General features: G+C 71.0%; 26 protein-coding genes. 5 read left to right on the top strand and 21 right to left on the bottom strand.

Annotation, left to right across the window (positions count from 1 at the left end; translation table 11 throughout):
• Window positions 1-16: 16 nt before the first annotated feature.
• The gene (locus tag H9I49_RS01260; RefSeq protein WP_188028463.1) at window positions 17-823 is read right to left on the bottom strand and encodes a TIM barrel protein; all 807 of its coding nucleotides are present in this window, start codon (window positions 821-823) and stop codon (window positions 17-19) included.
• Entirely contained in the window at window positions 820-1,863 is a 1,044-nt protein-coding gene (locus H9I49_RS01265; protein WP_188028464.1) for a Gfo/Idh/MocA family oxidoreductase, read from the bottom strand. Before H9I49_RS01265 ends, H9I49_RS01260 begins: the two co-directional genes overlap by 4 nt.
• A gap of 117 nt (window positions 1,864-1,980) precedes the next feature.
• Between H9I49_RS01265 and H9I49_RS01270 the strand changes: the two genes are divergently transcribed.
• Complete coding sequence (locus H9I49_RS01270; RefSeq protein WP_370587381.1) at window positions 1,981-3,036, top strand: LacI family DNA-binding transcriptional regulator; 1,056 nt, start codon at window positions 1,981-1,983, stop codon at window positions 3,034-3,036.
• Window positions 3,037-3,062: 26 nt separating this feature from the next.
• Window positions 3,063-3,827 (top strand): alpha/beta fold hydrolase, encoded by a 765-nt coding sequence (locus tag H9I49_RS01275; RefSeq protein WP_188028465.1) that lies wholly within the window; start codon window positions 3,063-3,065, stop codon window positions 3,825-3,827.
• Between the two features lie 12 nt (window positions 3,828-3,839).
• Here H9I49_RS01275 and H9I49_RS01280 read toward each other — a convergent pair whose 3' ends face one another.
• Both H9I49_RS01280 and H9I49_RS01285 read right to left on the bottom strand, forming a co-directional pair.
• Entirely contained in the window at window positions 3,840-4,499 is a 660-nt protein-coding gene (locus H9I49_RS01280; protein WP_188028466.1) for a VOC family protein, read from the bottom strand.
• 32 nt (window positions 4,500-4,531) lie between these two features.
• Window positions 4,532-5,566 (bottom strand): LacI family DNA-binding transcriptional regulator, encoded by a 1,035-nt coding sequence (locus H9I49_RS01285; protein ID WP_188028467.1) that lies wholly within the window; start codon window positions 5,564-5,566, stop codon window positions 4,532-4,534.
• A 134-nt stretch (window positions 5,567-5,700) separates the two neighbouring features.
• On the opposite strand from H9I49_RS01285, the gene H9I49_RS01290 reads away from it, so the two are divergent.
• Window positions 5,701-6,888, top strand: a complete 1,188-nt coding sequence (locus H9I49_RS01290) for a Gfo/Idh/MocA family protein (protein ID WP_188028468.1) — start codon at window positions 5,701-5,703, stop codon at window positions 6,886-6,888.
• A gap of 39 nt (window positions 6,889-6,927) precedes the next feature.
• Complete coding sequence (locus H9I49_RS01295; protein WP_188028469.1) at window positions 6,928-7,914, top strand: sugar phosphate isomerase/epimerase; 987 nt, start codon at window positions 6,928-6,930, stop codon at window positions 7,912-7,914.
• A 14-nt stretch (window positions 7,915-7,928) separates the two neighbouring features.
• Here H9I49_RS01295 and H9I49_RS01300 read toward each other — a convergent pair whose 3' ends face one another.
• The 4 genes from H9I49_RS01300 to H9I49_RS01315 all read right to left on the bottom strand — a co-directional run bounded on the left by H9I49_RS01300 (window position 7,929) and on the right by H9I49_RS01315 (window position 11,241).
• Entirely contained in the window at window positions 7,929-9,359 is a 1,431-nt protein-coding gene (locus H9I49_RS01300; RefSeq protein ID WP_188028470.1) for a sensor histidine kinase, read from the bottom strand.
• Between the two features lie 35 nt (window positions 9,360-9,394).
• Window positions 9,395-9,877 (bottom strand): bacterioferritin, encoded by a 483-nt coding sequence (bfr, locus tag H9I49_RS01305; RefSeq protein WP_188028471.1) that lies wholly within the window; start codon window positions 9,875-9,877, stop codon window positions 9,395-9,397.
• Window positions 9,864-10,067 (bottom strand): (2Fe-2S)-binding protein, encoded by a 204-nt coding sequence (locus H9I49_RS01310; RefSeq protein WP_188028473.1) that lies wholly within the window; start codon window positions 10,065-10,067, stop codon window positions 9,864-9,866. Before H9I49_RS01310 ends, bfr begins: the two co-directional genes overlap by 14 nt.
• 175 nt (window positions 10,068-10,242) lie before the next feature.
• Complete coding sequence (locus H9I49_RS01315) at window positions 10,243-11,241, bottom strand: aldo/keto reductase (RefSeq protein ID WP_188028475.1); 999 nt, start codon at window positions 11,239-11,241, stop codon at window positions 10,243-10,245.
• A gap of 88 nt (window positions 11,242-11,329) precedes the next feature.
• Here H9I49_RS01315 and H9I49_RS01320 point away from each other — a divergent pair, with 88 nt between their 5' ends.
• Window positions 11,330-11,713: a MerR family transcriptional regulator gene (locus H9I49_RS01320; protein ID WP_188028477.1), complete on the top strand. Its 384-nt coding sequence runs from the start codon at window positions 11,330-11,332 to the stop codon at window positions 11,711-11,713.
• A gap of 413 nt (window positions 11,714-12,126) precedes the next feature.
• Here H9I49_RS01320 and H9I49_RS01325 read toward each other — a convergent pair whose 3' ends face one another.
• The 13 genes from H9I49_RS01325 to H9I49_RS01385 all read right to left on the bottom strand — a co-directional run bounded on the left by H9I49_RS01325 (window position 12,127) and on the right by H9I49_RS01385 (window position 26,286).
• The gene (locus H9I49_RS01325) at window positions 12,127-13,503 is read right to left on the bottom strand and encodes a S8 family serine peptidase (RefSeq protein WP_188028479.1); all 1,377 of its coding nucleotides are present in this window, start codon (window positions 13,501-13,503) and stop codon (window positions 12,127-12,129) included.
• Window positions 13,504-14,038: 535 nt separating this feature from the next.
• Window positions 14,039-14,410, bottom strand: a complete 372-nt coding sequence (locus H9I49_RS01330) for a hypothetical protein (RefSeq protein ID WP_188028480.1) — start codon at window positions 14,408-14,410, stop codon at window positions 14,039-14,041.
• A gap of 336 nt (window positions 14,411-14,746) precedes the next feature.
• Window positions 14,747-15,319, bottom strand: coding sequence for a DUF664 domain-containing protein (locus H9I49_RS01335; protein WP_188028482.1), 573 nt, complete (start codon window positions 15,317-15,319; stop codon window positions 14,747-14,749).
• A 136-nt stretch (window positions 15,320-15,455) separates the two neighbouring features.
• On the bottom strand, window positions 15,456-15,656 hold the full coding sequence (locus tag H9I49_RS01340; protein ID WP_188028484.1) for a hypothetical protein: 201 nt from the start codon (window positions 15,654-15,656) through the stop codon (window positions 15,456-15,458).
• A 350-nt stretch (window positions 15,657-16,006) separates the two neighbouring features.
• Entirely contained in the window at window positions 16,007-17,011 is a 1,005-nt protein-coding gene (locus H9I49_RS01345; RefSeq protein ID WP_188028486.1) for a Gfo/Idh/MocA family protein, read from the bottom strand.
• A gap of 15 nt (window positions 17,012-17,026) precedes the next feature.
• Complete coding sequence (locus H9I49_RS01350; RefSeq protein WP_188028488.1) at window positions 17,027-17,959, bottom strand: TIM barrel protein; 933 nt, start codon at window positions 17,957-17,959, stop codon at window positions 17,027-17,029.
• A 46-nt stretch (window positions 17,960-18,005) separates the two neighbouring features.
• Window positions 18,006-19,505 carry a CoA-acylating methylmalonate-semialdehyde dehydrogenase gene (locus H9I49_RS01355; RefSeq protein WP_188028489.1) on the bottom strand — a complete coding sequence of 500 codons (1,500 nt, stop codon included), beginning with the start codon at window positions 19,503-19,505 and terminating at the stop codon, window positions 18,006-18,008.
• 66 nt (window positions 19,506-19,571) lie between these two features.
• Complete coding sequence (locus H9I49_RS01360) at window positions 19,572-20,456, bottom strand: sugar phosphate isomerase/epimerase (RefSeq protein WP_188028490.1); 885 nt, start codon at window positions 20,454-20,456, stop codon at window positions 19,572-19,574.
• Window positions 20,453-22,432 carry a 3D-(3,5/4)-trihydroxycyclohexane-1,2-dione acylhydrolase (decyclizing) gene (iolD, locus tag H9I49_RS01365; RefSeq protein WP_188028492.1) on the bottom strand — a complete coding sequence of 660 codons (1,980 nt, stop codon included), beginning with the start codon at window positions 22,430-22,432 and terminating at the stop codon, window positions 20,453-20,455. Before iolD ends, H9I49_RS01360 begins: the two co-directional genes overlap by 4 nt.
• Window positions 22,429-23,334: a 5-deoxy-glucuronate isomerase gene (iolB, locus tag H9I49_RS01370; RefSeq protein ID WP_188028495.1), complete on the bottom strand. Its 906-nt coding sequence runs from the start codon at window positions 23,332-23,334 to the stop codon at window positions 22,429-22,431. Before iolB ends, iolD begins: the two co-directional genes overlap by 4 nt.
• Window positions 23,331-24,257 (bottom strand): deoxyribose-phosphate aldolase, encoded by a 927-nt coding sequence (locus H9I49_RS01375; RefSeq protein ID WP_188028497.1) that lies wholly within the window; start codon window positions 24,255-24,257, stop codon window positions 23,331-23,333. Before H9I49_RS01375 ends, iolB begins: the two co-directional genes overlap by 4 nt.
• The gene (iolC, locus tag H9I49_RS01380; protein WP_255523644.1) at window positions 24,254-25,264 is read right to left on the bottom strand and encodes a 5-dehydro-2-deoxygluconokinase; all 1,011 of its coding nucleotides are present in this window, start codon (window positions 25,262-25,264) and stop codon (window positions 24,254-24,256) included. The genes H9I49_RS01375 and iolC overlap by 4 nt, the downstream gene beginning before the upstream one ends.
• 17 nt (window positions 25,265-25,281) lie before the next feature.
• Window positions 25,282-26,286 (bottom strand): Gfo/Idh/MocA family oxidoreductase, encoded by a 1,005-nt coding sequence (locus H9I49_RS01385; RefSeq protein WP_188028501.1) that lies wholly within the window; start codon window positions 26,284-26,286, stop codon window positions 25,282-25,284.
• Between the last annotated feature and the right edge of the window lie 109 nt (window positions 26,287-26,395).

The following is a 26,395-nucleotide window of genomic DNA, read 5'->3' on the forward strand; positions in this document are numbered from 1 at the left end:
ACGGACGTGCGAAGGTTCAGGGCGTGAAGGCCTCGCGGAAGCGCTGGAGCGCCAGCTCGGGGTCGTCTGACGCGAAGGCCTCGAGCCCGACCGGCCCGCGGTAGCCCATGTCCGCGAGCGCCCGAGCGACGGCGGGGTAGCTGATCTCGCCGGTGCCCGGCTCGCAGCGCCCCGGCACGTCGGCCACCTGGATCTCGCCGATCCAGGGCAGCGCCCGCCGGCAGAGCTCGATGAGGTTCCCCTCCCCGATCTGTGCGTGGTAGAGGTCGAGCATCAGCCTGAGGTGCGGGCTGTCGACGGACTCGACGAGGGCGAGACAGTCGGCGGCCGTCGCGAACGGCACACCGGGGTGGTCGACCGCGGTGTTGAGGTTCTCGAGCACGAACATCACGCCCTCGCGCTCGCCGAGCTCGCCGAGGCGACCGAGCGTGCGCTGCGCGGTGAGCCACATCGGGCCCGGTGCGACCGGCTCCGGCCGCACCGGTAGACCTCGGTCGTCGAGGCCGGTGCCGTGGAGGTTGAGGCGCGGAATTCCGAGGCGTTTCGCTACCGGCACCGACTCGGCCGCGGTGGCGAGCAGCTCGTCGGCACCCTCGTCGTCACCGAGCCGCCCCCGGACGTAGCCGGTCATCGACGAGAAGACGACACCCTCGTCGCGTAGGCTCTCGAGCGCGTCGAGGTCGTGACGGGTCCAGTCCCAGATCTCCACGTGGAACCCGAGCTCGTGGATGCGGCGCACCCGGTCGGCGAACGGCAGGTCGAGGAAGACCATCTCGGCGCTGACCGCGAGCGTGAACGGGCTCGCCCCTGTGCCCCTCGTCATCGCGCCACGGCTCCCTCGACCGCGCGGTCGGCGTCGCGCACGGTGACGGTGCCCCCGGTCTCGACGGCTTCGATGCACGCCAGCGCGATCCGCAGCGCGGCGCGGGCGTCCTCGCCGCCAACCTGCGTCGGCGTGCCCTCACGAACGGTGCTGCAGAAGGCCGCGAGCTCTGCGGCATACGCGTCGGTGAACAGGTCCGTGTCGGCGCGGGCCGTCGGGCTCGAGACGCCCGCGGCGCTCCAGTGGGCGGTGCTCAGGTGCGCGGGGTTCCCGGCGGTGACCATGCCGGCCGAGCCGAAGGCCTCGCCGCGCACGTCGTAGCCGTATGCCGCTGAGAAGCTGGCCTCGGCGACGCCGATCGCGCCGTTGTCGTAGCGGATCGTGACCACCGCGGTGTCGAGCAGCCCGGCCTCCTTGAAGTCGGGCGCCACGAGCGCGTCGGCCATGACCGAGAGCTCCACGGCCGTCGCGTCGGCGTTGAACCAGTTGAGCGCGTCGAAGTCGTGGATGAGCGTCTGGGTGAAGATCGTCCACGGCGGCACGGCCCCTGGGTTGGCGAGTCCGGGGTCGCGGGTCAGCGACCGCAGCAGCTGGGGCGTGCCGATGCCGCCCGCCACCACCGTCTCGCGGGCCGTGACGAAGTCGCGGGCGAAGCGACGGTTGAACCCCACCTGCAGGGGTACGCCGGCAGCCTGGCACGCGGCGATGGCGCGGTCGGCGTCGGCGAGGGTCATCGCCATCGGCTTCTCCACGAAGACGGCCTTGCCGGCCTCGGCCGCCGCGACGACGAGGTCGGCGTGCGCCGTGCTCGCGCACGTGATCGCGACCGCCTCGACGCGCGGGTCGTCGATGAGCGCCTGGGGATCCGTGAGCCACTCGACCCCCAGCTGCTCGCCGAGGCGTTCGGCGGCCACGGCCTGCGGGTCGGCGACGACGACGAGGTCTGCCTCGCCGAGGCGGCGCGCGAGCGTCGTGGCGTGATGGGTGCCGATGCGGCCGGCTCCGATGAGGCCGAACCGGACGGGGTCGATACGCGTCATGACTGCTCCTTCGCAGATACGTACTAGAGCGCTCTAGTGCTCCGGTCATTGAAGCCGCTCCCCGCCACGCCGGTCAAGAGGTGGTCCGCCGCAGTGGAGCGCTCTAGAGTCGCGGACGTGGGAGCCGAGAAGGTCACGATGGAGCACGTCGCCGCGCGGGCCGGCGTCTCACGCGCCCTCGTGTCCATCGTCTTCCGCGGCGTCGCCGGCGCCTCCGACGCGACGCGCGAGCGGGTCCTTGCCGCGGCACGTGAGCTGGACTATCGACCCGACACCCGCGCGAGCCGGCTGGGCAGCAGCCGAACCCGCACGCTCGGCGTCACGTTCCGGGTCGGTCACGCCTTCCACGGGGACCTCCTCGGGAGCCTCTACACGCACGCCGACGCCGCAGGCTACGAGCTCGTCCTCAGCGGGGTGACGCCGTCACGCTCGGAGACGTCCGCCGTCGAGACCCTGCTGTCCGAGAGGTGCGAGGGCATCGTCCTGCTCGGCAGCAGCCAGACCGCGGCCCAGCTCGGGCGCCTGTCGGCGCGGCTGCCGGTCGTGAGCGTCCTTCGCGCCGTGCCCGGCCGGGACGTGGGCGTCGTGCGAACGGACGACACCGCCGGCCTGCGCCTCTCCGTCGAGCACCTGCGCAGCCTCGGCCACACCCGCATCGCCCTGCTCGACGGCGGTCGCACAGCCGGGGCGGCCGAACGGCGACGCGGCTACCGCGCTGCGGTCCGCCGGTCTCCCGGCCTCGTCGAGACGGTCCTGCCCGGCGGGCTGAGCGAGCTCGAGGGCGCCCAGGCGGCCCGCGCCTTCCTCGCGCTCGACGCTCCGCAGCAGCGGCCCACCGCGGTCGCGGCGTTCAACGACCGGTGCGCGATCGGCTTCGTCGACGTCGTTCGGCAGGCGGGCCTGCGTGTGCCCGGCGACGTGTCGGTCGTCGGCTTCGACGACATCACGGAGGCGGGATACCCGCACGTGGCGCTGACGACCGTGCGCCAGGACGCGGAACGTCTCGGGGCCGAAGCGGTGCGATCCCTGACCCGCCGCCTCGACGTCGAGCCCCGGCTCGGCGACGCGCCAGGGCCCGCGGCGGAGCCGGTGATCATCGAGCCCGTGGTCATCGAGCCCGAGCTCGTCGTGCGCTCCAGCACGGCACCACCAGCCCGATCGGCTGGCTCATAGTGGCGGGGCGTCACCTCGGGACGGACGTGCACGAGAGGCTCACAGCCGTCAACGGGCGGTACGTGCGCTCGCTGGTGGTCGGCGACGGAGCCTCTGGCACAAGGCCGCTCGTCGTCGTCCTTCCGGGACTCGGCCTGCCGTTCTACACGCTGCGTACCGGACGGGCCCTCGTCGCACGAGGCCTCGACTGCACGGTGCTCGACCTGCCCGGCTTCGGGTCCGACCGACCGCGGTCGACGCGACCGAACATCCACGCCATCGGTCTCACCGCCGCGCGCTGGCTGGCCTGCGAGGCGGCCGACCGGCCCGTCGTCGTCCTGGGTCACTCGACGGGTGCGCAGGCTGCGCTCACGACCGCCCTGGCGCTCGGCGAGCGCCGGCGCCGCCTCTCGCTCGTCATGGCCGGCCCGACCTTCACACCCCGGCAGCGGCGCCTCCCCGGTCTGGCCCTGGCGACCCCGCTCGCCTACCGCAACGACGCCCCGCACGAGCTCGACCCGGCCGAGATCTATCGCGGTCGCACCGGGATCATCGCGATCCTGCGGGGCAGTCTGCGCGACGCGCCGGAGGAGCGGATCACCCAGCTCCCGGCGCCCGTGACCGTCACGGCGGGCGTCCACGACGCGTACGCGCCGGCCGAGTGGCTCGACAGGCTCGCCACCTCAGCAGGCAGCGCAGCGAGCGTGAGGACCTCGCTGCTCGGCGGCTCGCACAACAACCTCTTCACCCACCCCGACGAGGTGGCCGACCTCGTCGTCCTTGCCGCGCACGATGCAGAGGCGGCCGACTGACGGCAGGGCGAGTCAGCCGCCCTGCACGGGGTCGCGGCCCTGCCAGGTGCAGACGCACGCCTCGTTGCCCTCGGGGTCGGCGAGGATCCAGAAGGCCGGGGCCCTGGTGTCCGAGACCAGTCGCCCACCGGCCGCAAGCGCCCGCTCGATGCGCCCGGGCGCCTCGTCGTGGGCGACGGTGACGTCGAGATGGATCCGGTTGCGCTGCAGCCTGGGCTCGTCCATCTGCTGGAACCACAGGGCCGGGCCCATCCGAAGGGGGTCCTGCAGGTCGTCGCGGGCGATGACGTCCCAGCCGAGCACGGCGTGCCAGAAGGGGCGTACGGCGTCGATGTCCATCGCGTCGATGGCGATCTCGAGCACCGTCAGGGACTGTGGCTCGGATGGCAGGCCCATCTCGGCGACGACTCTGTCGATGGCGCGCCCCAGCTCGACGTCTGCCTCGCTGACGCCGCCGGCCGGCTCGGTCGACACGGTCAGGTGCACGACCTCGCCGCGCACGTCGACGTCGGGCTGGCGACCGACCGTGGCCGCCACCTCACCCACTCTCGCGACGAGGGCGAAGGCGGTCGCGGCGTCGGGCGCGCGGACCGTGAGGTGCATGCGCTGGAGCAGGAGCCGCCACTCGGGCAGTGCGTCGGACGCCGCCTGGCGCGAGAGCTTGTCGACCATCCTCCGACGGTAGTGCGTCCCGACTCCAGCGGTCAGTCCTCGCGTATGCCGCCGCGCCGGGCCGTCCTGTCAGCGCCCGGTGACGTCGTGCCGCGGATCACCAGCTGCGGCTCCAGGACGAGCTCGACGGGTTCCGTTCGACCGTCGTCGAGGCGCTGGGTCGCGGCCTCGACGGCGGCGGTCGCCATCGCATCGGGGATCTGGCTGACGCTCGTGAGGTCGACGGTCGCGAGACGGGCGATGGGGCTGTCGTCGTAGCCGACGACCGAGACGTCGCCCGGCACGTCGACACCGTCCCGCCGCAGCCGGTCGATGAGGCCGAGGGCCGCCCGGTCGTTGAACGCCACGACGGCGGTCGTGCCGCCGCTGCGCAGGCCTGCGGCGGCGGCCGCGCCCGACTCCTCGTCGTCACCGCCCGCGACGACGAGGGCGGCATCGGCGAGACGGCGGCGCTTCATGGTTCGGCGGTAGCCCTGTCGACGCAGCGTCGAGATCGGACCCCGCGGGCCGTCGACGAAGACGATGTCGCGGTGCCCCAGGTCGACGAGGTGCTCGACGGCCAGGCCGACACCGACGTCGTCGGCGGCACGGACGACGTCGACCCCGGCGACGTGGGCGCGACGGCCGATGGCGACCACGTGGTGCTCCTCGGCGAGCGCGGCGAGCTCCGCGTCGGAGAGCCGGGGGCCGAGGAGCAGCAGGGCCTCGCAGCGGAAGTCGAGCAACGACTCGACGGCGCGGCGCTCGTCACGTGTGCGCGTCAGCGGGCTGACGACGAGGTCATAGCCACGATCGTCTGCGGCGGCCTGCAGGTCCTCCAGCAGCTCGCCGTGGAAGGTGCTGCGGACGTCCATCGTCACGCCGAGCAGCTGCGTGCGCCGTCGCGCGAGGAGGCTCGCCGTGCGGTCAGCCCGGTAGCCGAGGTCGGACGCCGCGCGCAGCACGGCCGCACGCGTGGACTCGGACGGGCCGGGGCGGCCCCGCAGCACGAGTGAGACGGATGCCGTGGAGACGCCTGCGCGGGCGGCGACGTCGTCGAGGCGCGGACGCGGCGGGCGGGACGGCATACGGCTCCTCGGGTCGGGCGACGACGCGGCCCAGTTTGTCAGGACAAAGCGTTGACAGCGCGGTGGCGGGACCAGCACACTCTCTTAAAGCGCTTTAAGACTAGCGTACGAAACGATGTCCAGAGAGGCACATCATGACCACTGCCCCCATCGGCGTCGCCGTCATCGGCGCCGGCATGGCCGGCCGGGCCCACTGCGCCGGCTACCGCTCCGCCCCGACGCTCTTCGACCCGCCGCTCCCCCCGATCCGGTATGCCGCCGTGGTCGACGCCAACGCGGCCGTGGCGGAGGACGCCGCCACCCGCTACGGCTACGAGCGGTCCGGCACCGACTGGCGCGAGCTCCTCGACGCCGACGACGTGCAGGTCGTCAGCGTCGTCGTCGCCAACCACCTGCACCGCGAGATCGTCGAGGCACTCCTCGACGCCGGCAAGCACGTGCTCTGCGAGAAGCCGCTCGCAGCGAGCCTCGAGGACGCGCGGGCCATGGTGGCCGCCGCCCAGGCGCACCCTGACCAGGAGAGCGGCGTCGGCTTCGTCTACCGGCGCCAGCCCGCCGTGGCCGCCGTGCGCGACCTCCTCCGCGAGGAGCTCGGCGAGGTGTCCCACTTCAACGGCCGCTACTGGTGCGACTACGCCCTCAGCCCCGAGACGCCGATGGCCTGGCGCTACAAGGGCGGCCCCGGCACCGGCGCCCTCGCCGACATCGGCAGCCACCTCATCGACCTCTCCGAGTTCCTCTGCGGGCCCATGGAGTCGGTCAGCGGCGGCACGTTCACGACGAAGGTCACCGAGCGCGCCGTCCCCCTCGGCACGACGTACGGCCACGCCAAGGCCGAGCTCTCCGATGTGCGCGAGCCTGTCGAGAACGACGACGTCGCGAGCTTCACCGCACACTTCGCGAGCGGCGCGCTCGGCACCTTCTCGATCTCGCGCATCGCGCCCGGCCACGCCAACTCGCTGGCGTTCGACGTCATGGCCCAGCACGGCGCCGCCAAGTGGGACATGGACCGGCCCGCCGAGTTCAGCGTCATCCTGAACCAGACCGACGACCGCCACTCCGCCTTCAACGGCTACAACCAGGTGCTCGCCGGGCCGGCCCACCCGTACGTCAAGGGCGGTCTGCCCATGGACTTTCCCGGCTGCTCGTTCGGCGTCGGTGACCTCTTCGGCTACCAGGCCCGCGCCTTCCTCGAGCAGGTCGCCGGCATCAAGGGCCTGCCTCCGGTCGCGCCCCTCGAGGACGGCGTGCGCGACCTCCAGATCATCGACGCGGTGGCCCGGTCCGCCTCGGCCGGCGGCGCGACGATCTCCGTCGCCTGACTCTCCGACCATCCCAAGCACTTTCGGAAGGATCCACCCATGCAGCTCGGCGCCTACAACGCCTGCCTCGGAGACAAGACGCTCACCGAGGCCCTCGACATCATCGCCGGCCTCGGCCTCACGAGCGTCGAGATCAACTCCGGCGGCTTCCTGCCCCCGATCCACCTCCCGGTCGACGACCTGCGCTCCAGCGAGGACGCGCGCCAGCAGTACCTCGGTGAGTTCACCTCGCGCGGCCTGACCCTGACCGCCCTCAACTGCAACGGAAACCCGCTCCACCCGGCCGCGGGCTTCCCGCACTCGCAGGACCTCGTCGACTCGATCGAGCTCGCCGCCCTGCTCGGCGTCAAGCGGCTCGTCACGATGTCCGGCACGCCCGGCGCTGAGCCGGGAACATCTGTGCCCGTGTGGAACCCGCTCCCCTGGTGGAGCCCGTTCCTCGACGTCCAGGACCACCAGTGGAGTGTCGCGATCCCGTACTGGAAGGACGTCCAGGCACGCGCCGCCGACGCCGACGTCAAGGTCGCCATCGAGATGCACCCGGGCAACATCGTCTTCAACCCGCGCACCATGCACCGCCTCGCCGAGGAGGTGCGCGCGACGCACATCGGCGCCGAGATGGACCCGAGCCACCTGTTCTGGCAGGGCATCGACCCGGTCCTCGCCGTCGCCGACCTCGGTGAGCTCGTCGTCAACGCGGCCGCCAAGGACACCCGCATCAACGAGGCCGCCAAGGTCAACGGTGTCATCGACGACAGCTTCTACCGGGTCTCCGAGGGCGAGCCCGGCTACCTGCCCCTGGGCGGTGGCACGACGCTCAGCGGCTGGCCGAAGAGCCCGTCGTGGGACTTCGTCGCGGTCGGCCGCGGTCACGACACGGCGTACTGGACGGAGTTCCTCCGCGCCCTGCACAAGGTGGACCCGGACATGCCCGTCAACATCGAGCACGAGGACCAGGAGCTCGACCAGCTCGAGGGCCTGCGGTTCGCCGCCGACACCCTCATCGAGGCGGCGAAGGCGCTCTGACCGCGGGCACCGCCTCACACCGTCACGGGCAGCTCCACCCGGAAGACGGTGCGACCGGGACGGGAGTCCACCGTGATCCGGCCACGGTGCCGCTCGATGATGTGGTGGCAGGTTCCGAGCCCGAGGCCGGCGCCCTGACCGGGCGGCTTCGTCGTGAAGAACGGGTCGAAGACGCGGGCCACGTCAGCACTCGGGATCCCGGGACCGTCGTCCTCGATCTCGACGACGACGGCGGCGACCTCCCGCTGGGTCCGCACGACGATGGTCCCGTGGCCGTCCACGGCGTCCACGGCGTTGTCGATGAGGTTGGTCCAGACCTGGTTCAGCTCGCTCGCGTAGCTCCCGACCCGGGGGAGGTCTGCGGCGTAGGCTCGCTCGACCCGGACGTCGGGTAGCAGCCTGTGGCGCAGGAACAGCAGGGTGTCCTCGAGCCCCTGGTTGACGTCGACGTCCTGGAGAGTCGCCTGGTCGAGGTGGACGTACGACTTGAGGGCCTGCACCGTCTCGGCGACGCGGCTCGCGCCATGACCGACCTCGACGAGCAGGGAGCGCACGGTGAACGTGGCGGACAGCCACCGGGCGAGCACGGGCAGGCGGTCGGGCCCGAAGTCCTCTGCCAGCCGGCCCAGTCGGTCGGAAGTGAGGCCCAGCCCGACGAGCCCGGGGGCCACCTCCCAGCCATCGTCCACGCCGTGCCGGTCCAGCCACACCTCGAGCTCGTCCTCGAGGCCGACCCGGGTCAGGGCGTCCAGGGCCGCGGGCGGGGTCAGCGCCTGCTCGACCTCGGCGACCAGCGCACTCAGAAGCGCTCGCTGGTCGGCCGTGAGGTCAGCGCGCTCGAGGGCGGCGCGCGCCTCGGTCGAACGGTCGAGCGACCCTGTGAGCTGCTGGGTGCCACGGACCACCGCGGCCACGGGATTGTTGAGCTCGTGGGCAATGCCGGCGGCCAGCGTCCCGAGCTGGGCCATCCGTTCGTTGTGGTGCACCTGCGCCTCGAGCGAGCGCCAGCGCCGGGTCAACGTGTGCAGGATGACCTTGGCGGCGCTCGGGCTCGCGTGCAGCAGGGAGGCGACCTGCTCGTGGTCGAGCGCCAGCAGGTGCGAGTCGCGCCGGGCACGCACCGTGGCCAGACGCGTCGTCTCCTCGAGCAGGGCCATCTCCCCGATGACCGTCCCGGGCTCGTCGTGCGTGTCGATGTCGACCTCGCGACCGTCGACGACCTTGACGACCTGGATCTCACCCCGGTGCAGCACGAACGCACGGTCCGCCAGCGTGCCCTCGTGAAAGAGGACCTCACCGGCACGGAGGTCGACCTCGTGCACCATCCGGCACAGCCGTGCCAGGTCGACGGCGTCCAGGTCGGCGAAGAGCGGCACCATGCGCAGGAACTCCTCGTAGCCACCGGGCTCCTCAGCCGAGCCCGGATCACGTGCGCCGGCAACCATCATCGATGCCGTGCGGGCCGTCTGAGCCTGCGCACCTAGGGTGCGTCGCTACCGAGCTGCTGCGCGAGGTACTGCTGGATGCCGATGCGCTCCACGGCGTCGAGCTGGCTCTCGAACCAGTCCGCGTGCTTCTCCTCGTCCTGGACCATCTGCTCGAACACTGCCGCCGTGCCGTGGTCGCCGAGCTTGTGGCACTCCTCGGCGCCGGCGTTGAACTGGGCGACGGCGGCCTTCTCGCTCTCCAGGGCGAGCGTGAGCATCTCCTTGGCGTCCTCACCGATGCGGATCGAGCCGAGCTTCTGGACGTTGGGGTGACCCTCGAACATGAGGATGCGGTTGATGAGGTCGTCGGCGTCGCGCATCTCGTCGAGGGACAGGTCGTAGAAGACCTTGCCGAGCTTGGAGAAGCCCCAGTTGTCGAGCATGCGGGCGTGCAGGAAGTACGTGTTCGTGACCGTGAGCTCGAAGGTCAAGGCATCGTTGAGGAGCTCGACGATGCGGGGCTTAACTGGCTTCACCTTCCACCTCCGTAGCTGCCGACTGGGCCTCCCCATGCTGGCACAGGAGGCGCTTGAGCGAGAAGACGCACGTGCCGCAGTCGGTCCCCGCGCCGGTCGCGCGGCAGGCCTGCCCGAGGCTGCGCGCGCCGGAGTCCCAGGCGTCGGTGAGGTCGCGGTCGGTCACCACCGCACAGTGACAGACGATCACGGGCTCCCCCGGCGTGGGTTGCGTCGCAGGGCGCGACGAGGACTAAGGCGAGCCTTACCTAATCACACCGCGCGGAGAATCCCAACCCTTCCTCGGCCACGTTCTGCAGAGCGGACGGCATTCGCCACCCGTTTGGTACGGAAGGTGGCGAATGCCGGGTGCCGCCGGTGCGTCCTCAGGCGAGCAGGCGCGCGACCTCCGACATCTGCTCCTGGGTCAGGGGGCCGTGCTGGAGAGCCGCGGCGTTCGACTCGGCCTGCGCCACGGTGCGGACGCCGGGGATCGGGACGGTGGCCGGGCTCCGCCCCCAGATCCACGCGAGCGCCCCCTGGGCGGGAGTGCGCCCACCGGACGTGATGACCTCACGGATCGCGGCCGCGCGGGCCAGCCACTCCGGGTTCGGCCTGCCGTCGATGAAGTACTTCATCCAGGCGGCACCCGTCGCGCGGACGTCGGTTGCCGAGAGCTTCGCCCCGCCGTCGTAGGCGCCCGTGAGAACGCCCATCCCCAGGGGGCCGCGGTTGATGCTGGCGAGGTCCTCGCTCTCACAGAAGTCGAGCATGGCCGGGTTGTCCTCGAGCACGTTGAGCTGGTGCTGGACGGAGGCACAGTGCGGGCCCGCGGCGAAGACTCGGGCCCGCTCCACGTCGTCGGTGCTCCACCCGTATGCGCGGATGATGCCCTCGTCGACGAGCGACTCGAGCACGGCGCGCACGTCCTCGGCCCGGGCGGGGTCGAGGTCGCCGACGTGCAGCTGGAACAGGTCGATCCAGTCCGTGCCCAGGCGTCGCAGGCTGTCGGCGCACGACTGCCGCACCGCGTCCGGCGTCACGTCGACGCCACGGACGCTCGTGCCCGCCTCGTCGACGACGTAGCCGAACTTCGTGGCGAGCACGACGTCGTCACGGCGCCCTGCCAGGGCCCGACCGAGCACGACCTCGCTGTGGCCGGCGCCATAGTTGGCGGCCGTGTCGAAGAACGTGACCCCGCCGGCGATCGCTGCGCGCAGTGCGCGGACCGACTCGTCGTCGTCGACCTCGCCCCAGCCCGCCTGCTGGCCGCCCATGGTCCAGGGGCCGCCGATGGCCCAGCACCCCACTCCGAGGGCGCTCACGTCGATCCCACTGCGGCCGAGGGTTCGCCGGGTGGTGATGGTCTTCTCTGATGTCGTCATGCCAACGACGCTAGATCCTTGAGCGCGCACCAGATCAAGCCCTTGTCAGCCCCCTCTTTCCGACGCTCGCTACGTCTACGGTGGACCGATGACGACGACGCGCAACGAAGCCGCCGGCCTTCGCGTGGGTGAGGCTGCGCGAGAGGCCGGGGTCAGCATCGACACGCTGCGGTACTACGAGCGCGAGAACCTGCTCCGCACCGAACGCACCGCGAGCGGTCACCGCCGCTACTCCCAGGGCGACCTCGACTGGATCGGCGTGCTCACGTGCCTGCGCGACACCGGCATGCCGATCCGGCGAATGCGCGAGTTCGCCACCCTCGTCGGCGAGGACGACGACGCGACCATCGGTGCCCGCATCGAGCTGCTGGACGAGCACCGGACCGAGGTGCTGCGCCAGATCCGCGAGCTCCAGAGCAATCTCGAACGCGTCGAGGGAAAGCTGGCCTGGTACCGCTCCCGGCTCGGGTGACCGAGGACGCCTCGTCAGCGATAGGTCAGGAGGACGACTGCATTTCGCCCGGTCCGTCTTCCTCTAGTACTCCACCTGGCCCAGCGGGGGCACCCATCCCGCCCACTATGGGCACGTCACACCGGCCACAGGATGATGACGTTTGCGGGGTGGGTTGACACGCTGTCGCCGAGCGACCGCATCCCAGGAGATCCCATGAGCGCTGGGAGGTTGACTCGCTGGAGGTTTCATGGGCCCCGAGTGGCACATGCCGCTCGACACCGGCGGCACGCTTGTCTCCGAGAAGGTCTCGCTCGAGTTCGAGATCTGCGGCATCGAGCACACGGACGAGACACGGACCGCGAATCCACAGAGTGGTCGTATGCCGCTGAGCTGGCTCAGCGGCATACGACCGGTTGCACTCGGGCCTGGCGTTACGAGCGCGACGCGGCGTCCGCGTCCACCAGCCCGTGTCCGAAGAAGGACGTGCCCCCGCCCCCGCTGCCGTAGCAGCGCAGGCGCTCATCGGTCGGGTCGAGCGGCTCCCAGTCGAGCGGGCAGTCGAGGGCAGAGGCCGTCCGTAGCAGGGCCGCCTTGACCGCGCTCGGCCCCCAGCCGGGGTGCTGGCCGACGATGAGTGCGGCGACGCCTGCGGCATGCGGCGACGCCATCGACGTGCCGTTGAGGTAGACGAAGGTGGCGCCTTGGTCGATGACGGTGATGCCGGGGAAGGCGGCGTTCAGCGGGTCGAAGCCCGCCCAGATCGCGCCGTCCTGCGGCGTCGCGGCGAGCACGGCGTCTTGAACCGTGCCGGTGGCGCTGAAGTAGTCGCCGCCGGGTGCGGCGACCTCGGTGCTGCCGACGCTGCTGTAGCTCGCGATGTTCATCGTGTAGCCGGGGTAGCCGATCGGCCCGGTCGCCGAAACCGTGACGGCACCAGGCAGCTCGGCGGGAAGGACGCGGCACTGGTTACCGACCGCGCGCTCGATGGCGGTGTCATCGGGCCCATCGGGACTGATGTGGTCCTCGGTCGGGTGCTGGAGGTCGTCGGTCTCGTTGCCGTTCGACGCGACGATGAGGACCCCCCGGGTCTGCGCGTACCGAGCCGCGTCACGGATCGCAGCCGCCTGGGCGCGCTGGGTCGCGTCGTTGCCGCAGTAGTACAGGTACGGGTCAGCGAAGAGGCTGAGGTTGACGACGTCGAGCTGGAGGTCGCCTGCTGCGCGTAGGGCGTCCGCGACGGCATAGCCGAAGCAGTACCCGGAGCTCGTGCACGCCTTCAGCGCGACCAACGTGGCCTCCGGGGCGACCCCGGCCACGCCGAGGCCGTTGACAGGCGAGGCGACGATCGAGGCGACGTGAGTGCCGTGCCCGCTCTTGTCGTCGACGGCGCCCTTGTTCGAGCAGTCGCCGCCGCCCGCCTCGGAGTCGTCGGCAAGGCCGGCGACGATCGCGGGGTCGTCCGCGCGCACGAAGGAGCACGATGCGTTGATGTCGAGGTTCGGCGCGACGTCGGGGTGCGTCAGATCGACGCCGCTGTCGATGATGCCGACGCGCACGCCGGCCCCGGCCTGTCGGGAACGGGTGTCGTCATCGGCACCGATGAGCGCCATGTTCCACTGACAGCCCGCGAGGGGCTCGCTGCTCGGTGTCTCGAAGACCCCGGACCAGAGGTCGTCGCAGATGGCTGCGGCCTCGGCGGATGGGATCGCGCTGATGCGGTCGGTGGCCGCACCGGCTGGCGTCACCGTGGCCATGGCCCCGACGAGGGCCAAGGCTCCGGCGGCGGCAAGGAATGGTCGTCGTGCCATCTCGCCTCCTCGAGCCAGCCGCCGGCCCCGTGACCGGGCATCTTCGCTGGTCTCGATCGACCAGTCTGGCACTGGCGTTGCCGGCTCGAGGCCGTTTCGAGGGGCTCCACCGACCTGCGTTGGGGTGAGCACGACTCGCCGAGTGCGGTGATGGTTGGGGTCTGTGGTCCCCGAGGATCAGAGGACTTCACGGCTCCTGAACCAAGGGACCTCGACGATGCCGGAGCGCGCACCTTCGCCCTAGGATTCGCAGCGCTTCGGAGGCTCAGCCCGCGCGTGTTCCCAGACCAGGAATGGCGGCAAACAGGCCGTGGGTCAGTGCAAGGTGGGAGGCCTCGGCCTCCACCGTCAAAGGGGTCAAGGCTGAACCGGCCCGCCGACACCCGACGCCTACGGTCAGTCCCCTGCGGCGGGCCAGCCCCGGACGGGTCAAGCTTCGCGCCGCGCCGACCTTGGATGCCCTTTCGCGAGCTGCAGCCAGCGCGCGCCGAGGCGGCCGTCAGCTCCCTGCCGACGGCAGCGCAGCGAGCGTTCGTCAGCTGTAGAACTCGCCACCAAAGCGGGAGCCGCAGCGGCACGGCGGCTCGTAGCCGAGAACCCCTGTGTATCTGTATGCCGAGTCCTCGTAGGCCGTCGCGAGTGAGCGGCATACCTCCTCGCCGCGATGGACGGTGAACGACCGCTCCGGGCCGCGGCCGGAAACGACGGGGTAGGCCGTCATGGTCAGCACGTCATAACCGGACGTACCGGAGAGCGACGCGCAGAGGCTGTCGCCGCCGTCGTTGTATGAGACACGTCCTCCCCCACCCACAGAGACGTCGAAACTGTTGGCCATCGCGTCGGGCGCGGCGGCGACGAGCGTCGCGGCCATGAGGGCAGCGGTTGCGGCGATGCGGAACGATCTCATTGTTGGCGTTCTCCCCTGACTTTCGTAACGGCGTCCCGGCCTCCCCGGAGACGCACTGAGCGCGAGGCTAGTGGGTCGGCCGATGTCCCGCGAGGCCAGAACACCACCGGCGAGATCCTGCGCGTGGCGACCCTGGACCCGGCCGACCATCAAACCATCGGACGCCGAAGAGTTGGCCCGTCCACGTGACCAGTTCCCTTGGCGCGAGAGGGGATCGACTCGGAGGGGGGCCCAGCTTGTCTACGCCATGACAGGGCTTCTTGTGGGTCTGCGAGCAAGCCTCACACCAGCCGCTGGACCTGCTCATCCGAGCGACGACGAAGTCGAACCGCGGGCTCAGGGCACCGGAAAGCCCGGCGGCGGGCCCTCTCCTGTAGCCCCGTCGAACTGCTCACGCAGCAGGTCGGCATGCCCGGTGTGGCGGGCGTACTCCTCGATCATGTCCGCCAGCAGCCGGCGCAGGCTCATCCCGCTCGGGGTGGTCTGCTCCAGCCCACCGCGGGACAGCGCCACGGCCAGCGCGTCGCGGGAGCGGTGCACGGTGGCGACCCACAGGGCACGCAACTCATCCGGGGTGTCGTCGGCTGCCGTGCTCCAGGCCCAGTCTTCCCAGTCATCCTCGGGGTCCCGTTGGTCGAACGGTGCCATGGACTGGCGGTCGGCGAGCCTGTTCTGGAAATAGAGCTCTTCGACCCACGCGAGGTGTTTGAGCAGGCCTCCCAGTGTCACCGACGACGCGCCGAGCCGCAGACGCAGCCCCTCACGGCCCACATCGGCGCACTTCCACGCGAACGTACGCCGGTTGCGTTCCAGGGTGATCACGGCCGTGTCGACCTCGTCGCCGCGCAAGAACCGCTCGATCTCCCACTCCGGTGGCTGGCCCGGACTGAAGCCGAAGGTGCTCGTCATGCAAGCCACCATAAGGATGCTCACGTACGAGATGCGACTGGACCCGTCCATCCGCCGCGAGGCGACCGCGGGCCCTTGGTCGATGCTTGCGGAAAGCGCCACGAGCGAACGACCTCCGGCGAACGAGGGCCGCGGCCTAGGGCCAGTAGGCAGCGAGATAGGCAATCACCAGTGCGCCCAGGGAAACGCCCACGAAGAGCGCGCCCACCTTCATCTCGGCGGCTCGCCGCGCCGAGACATCGAGCCCGGACCGTCCCGGCCCCGACTGCGAGCCCCACACGATCAGGCCGATGCCGACCACGAGCAACACGCCGACGCCGGTCCAGAAGTAGGTCATCGTCCCGCCGACGTTCCCTCGGCTGAGAAACCACGGAAGGTCAAAGGCTGCTGGTACCACCAGAGCCGCTGCTCCTGCTGCCCTGCGTGCTGTTGGAGCTGGGCCGTCACGGGGTTACCCCACGCCGGGCGCTCGGCCACTCGTCTGCCACCGGCCCACGATCGCACAGCCAGGAGGTCGACTCCACGGCCTCGCAAAGGCGTGGCCATCCGGCCAGCTGAAGTTCGAAGCTTCACGAGCGCCCAGGCGGAGTACGGGGTCAAGTCCGTCGGGCTTGACGGACACCCCCAGAATGCCATGAGCCCCGGCCGGCTCTGCTCGGACCGGCCGGGCCTCGTTGGCCAAGGGAATCAGGCGTAGAAGTCGGGCTTCGCGATCATCTCGACCTTGACGACGCCGTCGTCGGTGAGCGCACGCACGCCGGCGTCGCACACGCACGCGGCGGCATACCCGTCCCACGACGTCGACCCGGTGTGCTCGCCCACGGCGACAGCGTCGACCCACTCCTGGACCTCGGTGACGAAGGCCCCCCAGAAGCGGTCGTTGTGGTCGCGGGCGATGGAGTTGCGCACCCCGGCGCCGTCGCGCACGACGATCGCGTTCTGGTCGCCGAGGCTGACCGTGCCCTTCTCGGCGACGGCCTCGCACCGGATGTCGTAGCCGAACTGGCAGTTGACGAAGATCTCGTCGTCGACGCGCACGCCGGACTCCGTCTCGAGCACCAGCACCAAGGGATCCTGCAGGTGCTCGAAACGCAGCGACGTCTTCTTCGGCTTGTCGACGCGCGCTGAGACGAACTCCTCACCGAGCAGCCAACGGAGAGTGTCGATCTCGTGGATCGCGGTGTCGTTGATCGCCATGTCCCACGTGTAGTGCTCCGGCACGGTCGGGTTGCGGTGCGCACAGTGCACCATGAGCGTCTCGCCGAGCTCGCCGGAGTCGAGCAGCTCCTTCATCTGCCGGTAGCTGCGGTCGAACCGCCGCATGAAGCCGACCGTCACGAGACGCCGGCCGCCCGCCTCCTCCGCCTCCATGATCCGCAGCGCGGCGTCGGCGGTCGGCGTGAGCGGCTTCTCGCAGAAGACCGGCTTGCCGGCGGCGATCGCGGCCAGCACGTCGACCTCGTGGGCCGGTCCGTAGCTGCAGATCATCACCGCGTCGACCTCGTCGGCGGCAATGAGACTCGCCGAGTCGGCGTACGCCGTCCCACCGATGCGCGAAGCGACCTCCTTGGCCCGCACCTCGTCGACGTCGCTGACGGCGACGACGCGCCCTCCGGCGATGACGGTGTGGATGCGGTCGATGTGCGCCTGCCCCATGCCTCCGGGGCCGATCATCCCGATACGAACTGTCATCTCAGGACTCCTTCGTCACTTGAGGCCGAGGCCGACGGATGCGAGGTACTCGCGCGTCTGGATGGCGTTGGGCAGCGGGTAGGACGGGTCGCACGGGTACATGTCCTGCTCGCACACGACGTAGAGCTCCTTGTCGAGGTCGGCGAGCGCGTCGACGAGAGACGGCATGTCGGGCGCACCGGCCGGCGGCGCGACCGAGCAGCCCTTGGCCACCGCGAGGCCGAAGGGCCAGTCCTCGTCGTGGGCCTGCTTCACGAGGCCCTCGTCCATCGCCTTGATGTGGACGTAGGAGATGCGCTCGGGGTACTTCCGGCAGAGCTCCATCGGGTCACCGCCGCCGTAGACGATGTGCCCGGTGTCGAGGCAGAAGCCGACGTAGTCGGGGTCGGTCGCCTGGAAGACGCGGTCGATGTCCGCCGGCGTCTCGATGTGGCTGTCGCCGTGCGGGTGCAGCACCATCTGGAGGCCGTAGTCCTCCTTCATGATGCGGCCGAGCCTGTCGGCGTTGGAGATGTACGCGTTCCAGGCCTCCGTCGACAGCACGCGGTCGTCCGTGTAGGCCCACGTCTTCTCGTCGCGGAACATCGGCGGCAGGTGCACGATGTACTCCGCCCCGACGGCGGCGTGCGTCTCGGCGATCTCGCGGAACGTCTTCTCGGTCTCCGCCCACGCCTCCGGCTTGTGCAGGATGCCCCACCCGGTGCCCGCGACGACTCGGAAGCCGCGCTTGTCCATCTCCTCCTGGAGCCGCTTCGGGTCCTTGGGGAAGTAGCCGAAGGGTCCCGTCTCCATGACGGAGAAGCCGGCCTCGGCCATCTCGTCGAGGGCCGTCTCCCAGTGGATCTGCTTGTCGTCCTCGGGGAACCAGACGCCCCACTGGTCGGGGCACACGCCGATGGTCAGCTTGCTGTAACGCTCGTCGGTGTTGCGGGCCTTGGACTCGGCCATTGTTCTGGGTCCTCTCGAGGGGTGTGGTGGGGCGCGGGGGCGCGGGTCAGTCGTTCTGGGGGAAGCCGAGGTTGAGGCCGCCGTGGCTCGGGTCGAGCCAGCGGGACGTGACGACCTTGCCGCGGGTGAAGAAGTGGACGCCCTCCATGCCGTGGGCGTGGGTGTCGCCGAAGAGCGAGTTCTTCCACCCGCCGAAGGAGTAGTACGACACGGGGACCGGGATCGGCACGTTGACGCCGACCATGCCGACCTGGACGTGGCGCTGGAACTTGCGGGCCGCGCCGCCGTCGTTGGTGAAGATCGCCGTCCCGTTGCCGTAGGGGTTGCTGTTGATGAGCTCGAGACCCTCGTCGTAGGAGTGGACCCGCACGACCGACAGCACCGGCCCGAAGATCTCGTCGTCGTAGAGCGACATGCCGGGCTTGACGTTGTCGAAGAGCGTCGGCGCGAGGAAGTAGCCCTCGCCGTCCGACTCGAACTCGGCCTCCCGCCCGTCGACGACGAGCGTTGCACCCTCGGCCACGCCGGCGTCGAGGTACGACGTGACCTTGTCGCGGTGCTGTGACGTCACGAGCGGGCCCATGTCGCAGCCGCGCGTGCCGTCGCCGGTGACGAGCTTGCCCATGCGATCCTTGATCTTCGAGATCAGCTCGTCGGCGATGGGCTCGACGGCCACGAGGGCCGAGATCGCCATGCAGCGCTCCCCCGCCGAGCCGAAACCGGCGTTGACGGCCGCGTCGGCGGCGAGGTCGAGGTCGGCGTCGGGGAGCACGAGCATGTGGTTCTTCGCGCCGCCGAGGGCCTGGACCCGCTTGCCGTGCGCCGTGCCGGTCTCGTAGACGTACTTCGCGATCGGCGTCGAGCCGACGAACGACACCGACTTCACGTCAGGGTGCGTGAGCAGCGCGTCGACGGCCTCCTTGTCGCCGTTGACGACCTGCATGACGCCGTCGGGCAGGCCGGCCTCCTTCCAGAGTGCCGCGACGGCGAGCGCCGCCGACGGGTCCTTCTCCGACGGCTTGAGGACGACCGCGTTGCCGCACGCGATGGCGATGGGGATGAACCACATCGGCACCATGGCCGGGAAGTTGAACGGCGAGATCACGGCGACCACGCCGAGCGGCTGGCGGATCGAGTACACGTCGACGTTCGTCGAGGCGTTCTCGGAGAAGCCCCCGCGCAGCAGGTGCGGGATGCCACAGGCGAACTCGGCGACCTCGAGGCCGCGGGTCACCTCGCCGAGGGCATCACTCAGCACCTTGCCGTGCTCGGCCGTGATGAGGGCCGCGATCTCCTCCTTGCGTTCGTTGAGCAGCTCGCGGAAGGCGAAGAGCACGCCCGACCGCTTGGCGAGGGAGGCGTCGGCCCAGCCCTCCCACGCGGCGGCGGCGGACTTCACGACGTCGCCGACGAGCGCGGCCGACGCGAGGTCGAGGGCGCCGGTCTGCTCACCGGTGGCGGGGTTGTAGACAGGTGACGTGCGCTCGGCGGTGCCGGTCCACGGCCGGCCGTCGATGAGGTGGGTGATGCGGGTTGGCGTGCTCATGGGGTGTCCTTCAGGTCGGAGCAACAACAAGACGGGGGTATGCCGGGTGGCCGGCTCAGTGACGACTCAGGGGGCGACGAACGTGGGCGCGGTGTCCCACTTGTCGAGGTAGGAGCGGATGGTGTCGCGCATGTAGGTGCTCGACTCGCGGGCACGGTCCTCCCAGGCGAATACGCACGAGGTGACGATGCCGTCGAAGCCGATGCGCTCGAGGCCGGCGAAGAACTGTCCGAAGTCGACCTCGCCCTGGCCGATGTCGAGGTGCTGGTGCACCGTCACCTGCGAGCCGGGCGGGTTGACGATGTAGCGCAGGCCCGACGAGGCGGTGTGGTCATAGGCGTCGGCGACGTGGACCATCGTCAGCAGGTCGCCCGCCTTGTCCATGATCCCGTCGCAGTCGTTGCCCTGGTGGAACGTGTGCGGCGCACAGTAGAGGAACGAGACGTTCGGGCTGTTGATCCCGCGGATCAGGTCGACCGCCTTCTTGCCGTCCTCCTCCCAGTCGTCGGGGTGCGGCTCTAGCACGAGCCGGATGCCCTCCTTCTCGAAGGCGGGGAGCAGCTCCTCCATCGATTTCCAGAACTGCCGTTCGCAGGTGGCGGCCTCGCGCGGGTTGCCGTTGAACTCGGAGTTCATCGTGTCGACGCCGAGGTCGGACGCGATCTGGATCGCGCGCTTCCAGTAGCGCACGGCCGCCTGGCGGTCCTCCTCATCGGGGCCTGACCACCTGAAGAGCGGCAGTACCGACGACACGCCCACACCGGCCGCGGACAGCGCCTTCTTGAAGGCGGCGACCCCGGCGTCGTCGACCCGGGGGTGGTTGAAGAAGGGGATGAAGTCCTCGCGCGGCGACAGCTCGATCCACTCGTAGCCGAGGTCGGCCACGAGACCGGGCAGCTCGAGCAGCGAGGTCGTCTCGCGGAACATGTACGGGTCGATGGCGAGCTTCATGACAGGGACTCCGGGCTGGTCGGGGCGCTCGTCGGGCTGATGAGGGGACGCTGGGTGGCCTTGTGGTCGGTGTACTCCGCGTATGCCGTCCGCGTCGTGTCGAGGTAGCTGACCTCCGAGACCGGCACGTCCCACCACGACGCGCTGTCGGGGGCGTGGACGAGCGGGTCGGTCTCGACGTGGATGACGACGGGACCACCGTCGGCCGGCGCCGCCTTGGCCTCCTTGATCGCCTGGTGCAGCTCGTCGAGCGAGTGCACCTCGATGACGTGGGCGCCGAGCGACCGGGCGTTCGCGGCGAGGTCGACGGGCAGTACGTCGCCGTCGAGACGCCCGGACGACTCCCCGCGGAACCGGTACGAGGTGCCGAACCGCTGCGATCCGAGCGACTCCGAGAGCGACCCGATCGAGTGGAAGCCGTGGTTCTGCACGAGGACGACGATGACCTTGACGCGTTCCTGAACGGCGGTGACGAGCTCAGTCGGCATCATGAGGTATCCACCGTCGCCGAGCATCGCGAAGACGTCGCGCGACTCGTCGGCGAGCCGGATGCCGATCGACGCCGGCACCTCGTAGCCCATGCACGAGTAGCCGTACTCGACGTGGTACGCCTTGCGGTCTCGCACCCGCCACAGCTTGTGCAGGTCACCGGGCATCGAGCCGGCCGCGCACAGCACGACGTCGCGCGGGTCGGTCAGCTCGTTGACGGCGCCGAGCACCTGGCCCTGGGTCAGCAGCCCGTCGGCCAGCCGGTCGGTCACTTCGGGGGCGGGGTGGTAGGCGGCCTCGACCGAGGCGTCCCACTCGGACCACAGCGCGGCCTGGCGCTCACGGTAGGCGTCGTCGACGGCATACCCGTCGAGGGCCGTGGCGAGCGCCGTGAGCGCCTCGCGCGCGTCGGCCACGACCGCGAGACCCGCGTGCTTGCCCGCGTCGAAGCGGGCCACGTTGATGTTGACGAAGCGGACACCCTTGTCCTGGAAGGCAGTCCGTGAGGCGGTGGTGAAGTCGCTCCAGCGCGTGCCGATGCCGACCACGACGTCCGCCTCGGCAGCGAGGGCGTTGGCGGCGGTCGTTCCCGTCGAGCCGACCGCACCCATCTGCTGCGGGTGACCGTGCGGGAGCGAGCCCTTGCCGGCCTGGCTCTCGCACACGGGGATGCCGGTCTGCTCGGCCAGCGCGCGCAGCGCCTCCTCCGCGCCGGAGTAGTGGACGCCACCACCGGCGACGACGAGCGGCCGGCGCGCCGACCGGATGACCCGCGCCGCGTCGGCGATGTCGACGGCTTCCGGCACCGGGCGGGCCACCCGCCACACGCGCGGCGCGAAGAGCTCGACCGGCCAGTCGTGCGCCTCGGCCTGCACGTCCTGCGGCAGCGAGATCGTCACGGCGCCCGTCTCGACGGGGTCGGTGAGCACCCGCATCGCACCGAGCAGCGCCGACGGCAGCTGCTCGGGACGGCTCACCCGGTCGAAGAACCTCGACAGCGGGCGGAAGGCGTCGTTGACCGTCACGTCGGCGGCATACGGCGCCTCGAGCTCCTGGAGCACCGGGGAGCTGACGCGGGTCGCGAACGTGCCCGACGGCAGGAGCAGGACCGGGATGCGGTTGATCGTCGCGAGGGCCGCGCCGGTCAACATGTTCGTCGAGCCCGGACCCACCGAGGCAGTGCACGCCCATGTCTGGAGGCGGTCCTTCTGGCGCGCGTAGCCGACCGACGTGTGGACCATCGCCTGCTCGTTGCGAGCCAGCACGTAGGGAAGGTGCTCGTCGCCGTCGGCGAGCTCGTTCTGCAGCAAGGCCTGGCCCAGGCCGGCGACATTGCCGTGGCCGAAGATGCCGAAGCAGCCGGCGAAGAGCTTCTGCCGCTCGCCGTCGCGCTCACTCCACTGGTTCGCGAGGAACCGCACCACGGCCTGTGCCACGGTCAGGCGCACGGTCTCGCCGGTCGAAGCGGTCGGGGTCGCGCTCGTCATCGAGAGCCTCCAAGCGGGAGTCGGGGGTCGACCGGCTGGGCCGACCACGTGTCGCGGACCCAGCCGTGGGCAGGGTCGTCGCAGATGAGCCAGGCGCGCTCCTCGCCGGGACCGGCCATGACGTTGAGGTAGTAGAGGTCGTAGCCCGGCGCCGCCATCGCGGGACCGTGCCAGCCGTGCGGCACGAGGACGACGTCGCCCGAGCGGACTTCGGCCAGGACGTCGATGGGTCGGTGCTCGGTGCCGTAGACGCGTTGGTAGCCAATGGGATCCGTGGCTGCCGTTGATGGCGTCCCAGCCTGGGGAGCCACCTCGAAGTAGTAGATCTCCTCGAGCTGGGTCTCCTCGCCCGGGCGCTCCTCGTCGTGCTTGTGGGGCGGCCACGAGCTCCAGTTTCCGGCGGGGGTCACGACCTCGCACGCGATGATGGAGTCGGCCTCGAGCACGCCGGGGATGCCGAAGTTGCGCACCTCCCGCGACGCGATGCCGGCGCCGCGCAGCTCGACCGGCACCTCGTCGGCGCGCACGTGCCGGAAGGCGAAGCGCGGCTCGGCGGTCTCGGTGACCGCGAAGACGAGCGCCACCCGCGCTGGACCGACCGCCGTCACCGACAGACGCGAGCCTGCCGGCACGTAGGCCACGTCCGTCGCGCCGGTGAACACCGAGGGGCGACCGGCCAACGTCGCCTCGTGTCGCCCGGCCGCGTCGTCGCTCGTCACGAGCACCGACCCCTCGAGCGGCACGACGACGAGCTCACGCAGCCCCGCGTCGAGCCCACGCGACTGCCCGTCGGCGAGCCGACCGGCATACATCCCCGTGTGCTCCCAGCCGGACGCGTCGGGTTCGACGACGACGTCCCATCCGTCGCCCCCCACCGTGCCGAAGGGGCGGTGCCACGTCATGAGCCACCTCCGGAACCACCGTGCACGAGCCCGGCCGCGATGTCGACAGCCGCGGCGACGTCACCGTCAGGCGGGAACAGCAGGGCTCGCCCGACGACGAGCCCGCGCACGGCGGGCAGGTCGAGCGCCCGGCCCCACGACGCATACGTCTCGTGCGGGTCGCCCTGGGGATCGCCCCCGAGCAGCAGCGTGGGCAGGGTCGTGGCGTCCATGACGCGCTCGAGCTCGTCGACGACGGGCAGCTTGAGCCACGTGTGGGCGCTGGACGCGCCGAGGCCGGCGCCGATGTGGATCGACTTGATCGTCGAGTCGGGGTCGAGCTGGTTGACGACCCGGCCACCCTCGCGCACGGAGATGAACGGCTCGACCATCGCCATGAGCTGGTGCTCCGCGAGCTCGGTGACGGCGCGGGCGCTGGCCTCGAGCGTGGCCACGGTGCCTGGGTCGTCGAGGCAGATGCGCGTCAGCATCTTGCCGCCGTCGAGACCGCGCGCCGCGATCTCGTGCGCGCTGTAGGCGGTGAAGCGGTCGTCGAGCTCGAAGCAGGCACCCTGCAGGCCGCCGCGGTTCATCGACCCGATGGCGAGCTTGTCGTCGAGGGCGCCGAGCAGGAGGAGGTCGTCGAGGACGTCCGGCGTGCCGAGCACGCCGTCGACGCCGGGACGCGCGAGCGCGGTCGCGAGCCGCTCCAGCAGGTCGCTCCGGCTCGCCATCGCCGAGCCCGCGCCGCGGACTCCCAGGGCGCCGCGGGCGGGGTGGTCCGCGGCGACGACGAGGAGACGGCCGTCCCGGCCGACGAGCGGGCGGCGTCGGCGCGCGGCCCAGGCCGCGGCGATGCGTCCCGGCTCACGGACCCGGATCTCGGTGAGGTCGGCGACCGCGACGCTGCGGGAGGTGCGGGGGGTGTGCTCGGTGGTGGTCATCGTGCCTCCTCGGCGACGGTGGCGAACGGGGACGCGCCGGCGAGGCGCGCCTCGACCTCGGCGGAGGTGGGCATGGCGGTCGAGCACTCGAGCCGGCTGGCGACGATGGCCCCGGCGACGTTGGCGAACTCGAGGACGCGACGCAGGTCCCAGCCCTCGAGGAGGCCGTGGCACAGGGCACCGCCGAAGGCGTCCCCGGCGCCGAGGCCGTTGACGACCTCGACGGGGAACGGCGGGACCTCGACGCGCTCGTCGCGGGTCGCTGCGAGCACCCCCTTGGGGCCCTGCTTGACGACGGCGAGCTCGACGCCGCGCTCGAGGAGCGCGTCGGCCGCGCGCTGCGGCTCCGTCTCGCCGACGGCCACCTCACACTCCTCGCGGTTGCCGACGGCCACGGTCACGTGGTCGAGGGCCCGGTCCACCTGCTCGCCGGCCTCGGCGGGGTCGGTCCAGAACATCGGACGGTAGTCCAGGTCGAGCACCGTGTGGGCGCGACGCCCGCGTGCCTCCCACGCCCGGAAGTGGGCCGCGCGGCTGGGCTCCTGGGAGAGCCCCGTCACGGTCGACCAGTAGACGCCGGCGCCCCGAATCGCTTGCAGCGGAAGGGAGTCTGCTTCGATCATCAGGTCGGGCGCGGTCGGGTAGCGGTAGAAGTACAGCGGGAAGTCGTCCGGCGGGAAGACCTCGCAGAAGGTGACCGGCGTCGGCGGTCCGTCGACGGCCGACACGTACGCGTCGTCGACACCGAAGTCGCGCAGCGCCTCGTGGATGTAGCGGCCGAAGGCGTCACGCCCCGTGCGGGTGACGAGGGCGGTCCGGTGACCGTGCCGCGCAGCGGCCACGGCCACGTTCGTCGCGCTGCCGCCGAGGAACTTCTCGAACGTGCGCACCTTCTCGAGCCCGACGCCGTGCTGGAGCGGGTAGATGTCGACGCCGGTGCGCCCGATGGCGACGACGTCGTATGCCGTGTCGCCGCGGGCCGGGGTGGTGGTGTCCATCGCGTCCATGTCGTTCACACGGTCCTTCACAGGCTCGGGATCTCGTCGAGCGAGACGGGGCGACCCTCGTGGCGCGACAGCTCGCACGCCTCGGCGACCCGGAAGGCCTGGAGTGCGTCGTCGGCGGTGCACGGCGGGGCGAGGACCCCGCGCGCCACGGCGGCGAAGGCGGTCAGCTCGGCGCGGTAGGCCGGCAGGAACCGCTCCATGAACGACCAGTGGCGTGGCCCGGACGGGTACGTCGCGCCCGGCTCGGCCGAGGTGACGGCGAGCGAGTCGTCATAACCCACTCCGATCGTCCCCTCGCTCCCGAGCACCTCCATGCGTACATCGTGGCCCGCACCGTTGTAGCGCGTGGCGGAGAGCGACACGAGAGTTCCGTCGTCGAGGGTCAGGACGGCCGCGGCCGTGTCGATGTCACCGGCCTCGGCGAAGAACCCCGCGCCCTTGTTGGCGCCCGTCGCGTAGACGGAGGCGACCTCGCGGCCGGTGACGAACCGGATGATGTCGAAGTCGTGGATCGAGCAGTCCCGGAAGAGGCCGCCGCTCGTGGGGATGTAGGAGGCGTGCGGCGGAGCCTGGTCGTGCGTCTGGGCGCGGATGCTGTGCAGGAAGCCCAGCTCGCCGGCCGCGACCGCGCGCTGCGCGCGCTGGTAGCCGCGGTCGAAGCGGCGCTGGAACCCGACGTGGACCGGGGTGCTGCTCTGCGAGACGAGCTTGGCGAGGTCCATCGTCTCCTCGAGCGTGCCCGCGATGGGCTTCTCGCAGAAGGTGGGCACACCGGCCTCCAGACCGAGCCGCAGCATCGGGGCGTGCCCAGGGGTAGCCGTGGCGATGACGAACCCGTCGACGCCCTGGGCGAGCAGCGCGGCCGGCGATGCTGCGAAGCCGACCCCCAGACGCTCGGCCACGGCCTCCGCGGCCGCGGGGTCGAGGTCGGCGACGACGACCTCGTCGACGTCGGTCAGGTCGCGGAGGGTCTCGGCGTGGAAGGCCCCGATGCGGCCGACTCCGGCCAGTCCGATGCGCATGTGCACACTCCCTTGGGTGATGTCGTGGGCGGAGAGCCGGTGGTGCTCGTCGCCCGTGGTCCGGACTGCGCGCTACATCGGCCTCGCTGCCCTGTCGACAACGATGGTC

Source organism: Terrabacter sp. MAHUQ-38 (assembly GCF_014518425.1).
In the GTDB taxonomy this organism is placed as follows: Bacteria; Actinomycetota; Actinomycetes; order Actinomycetales; family Dermatophilaceae; genus Terrabacter.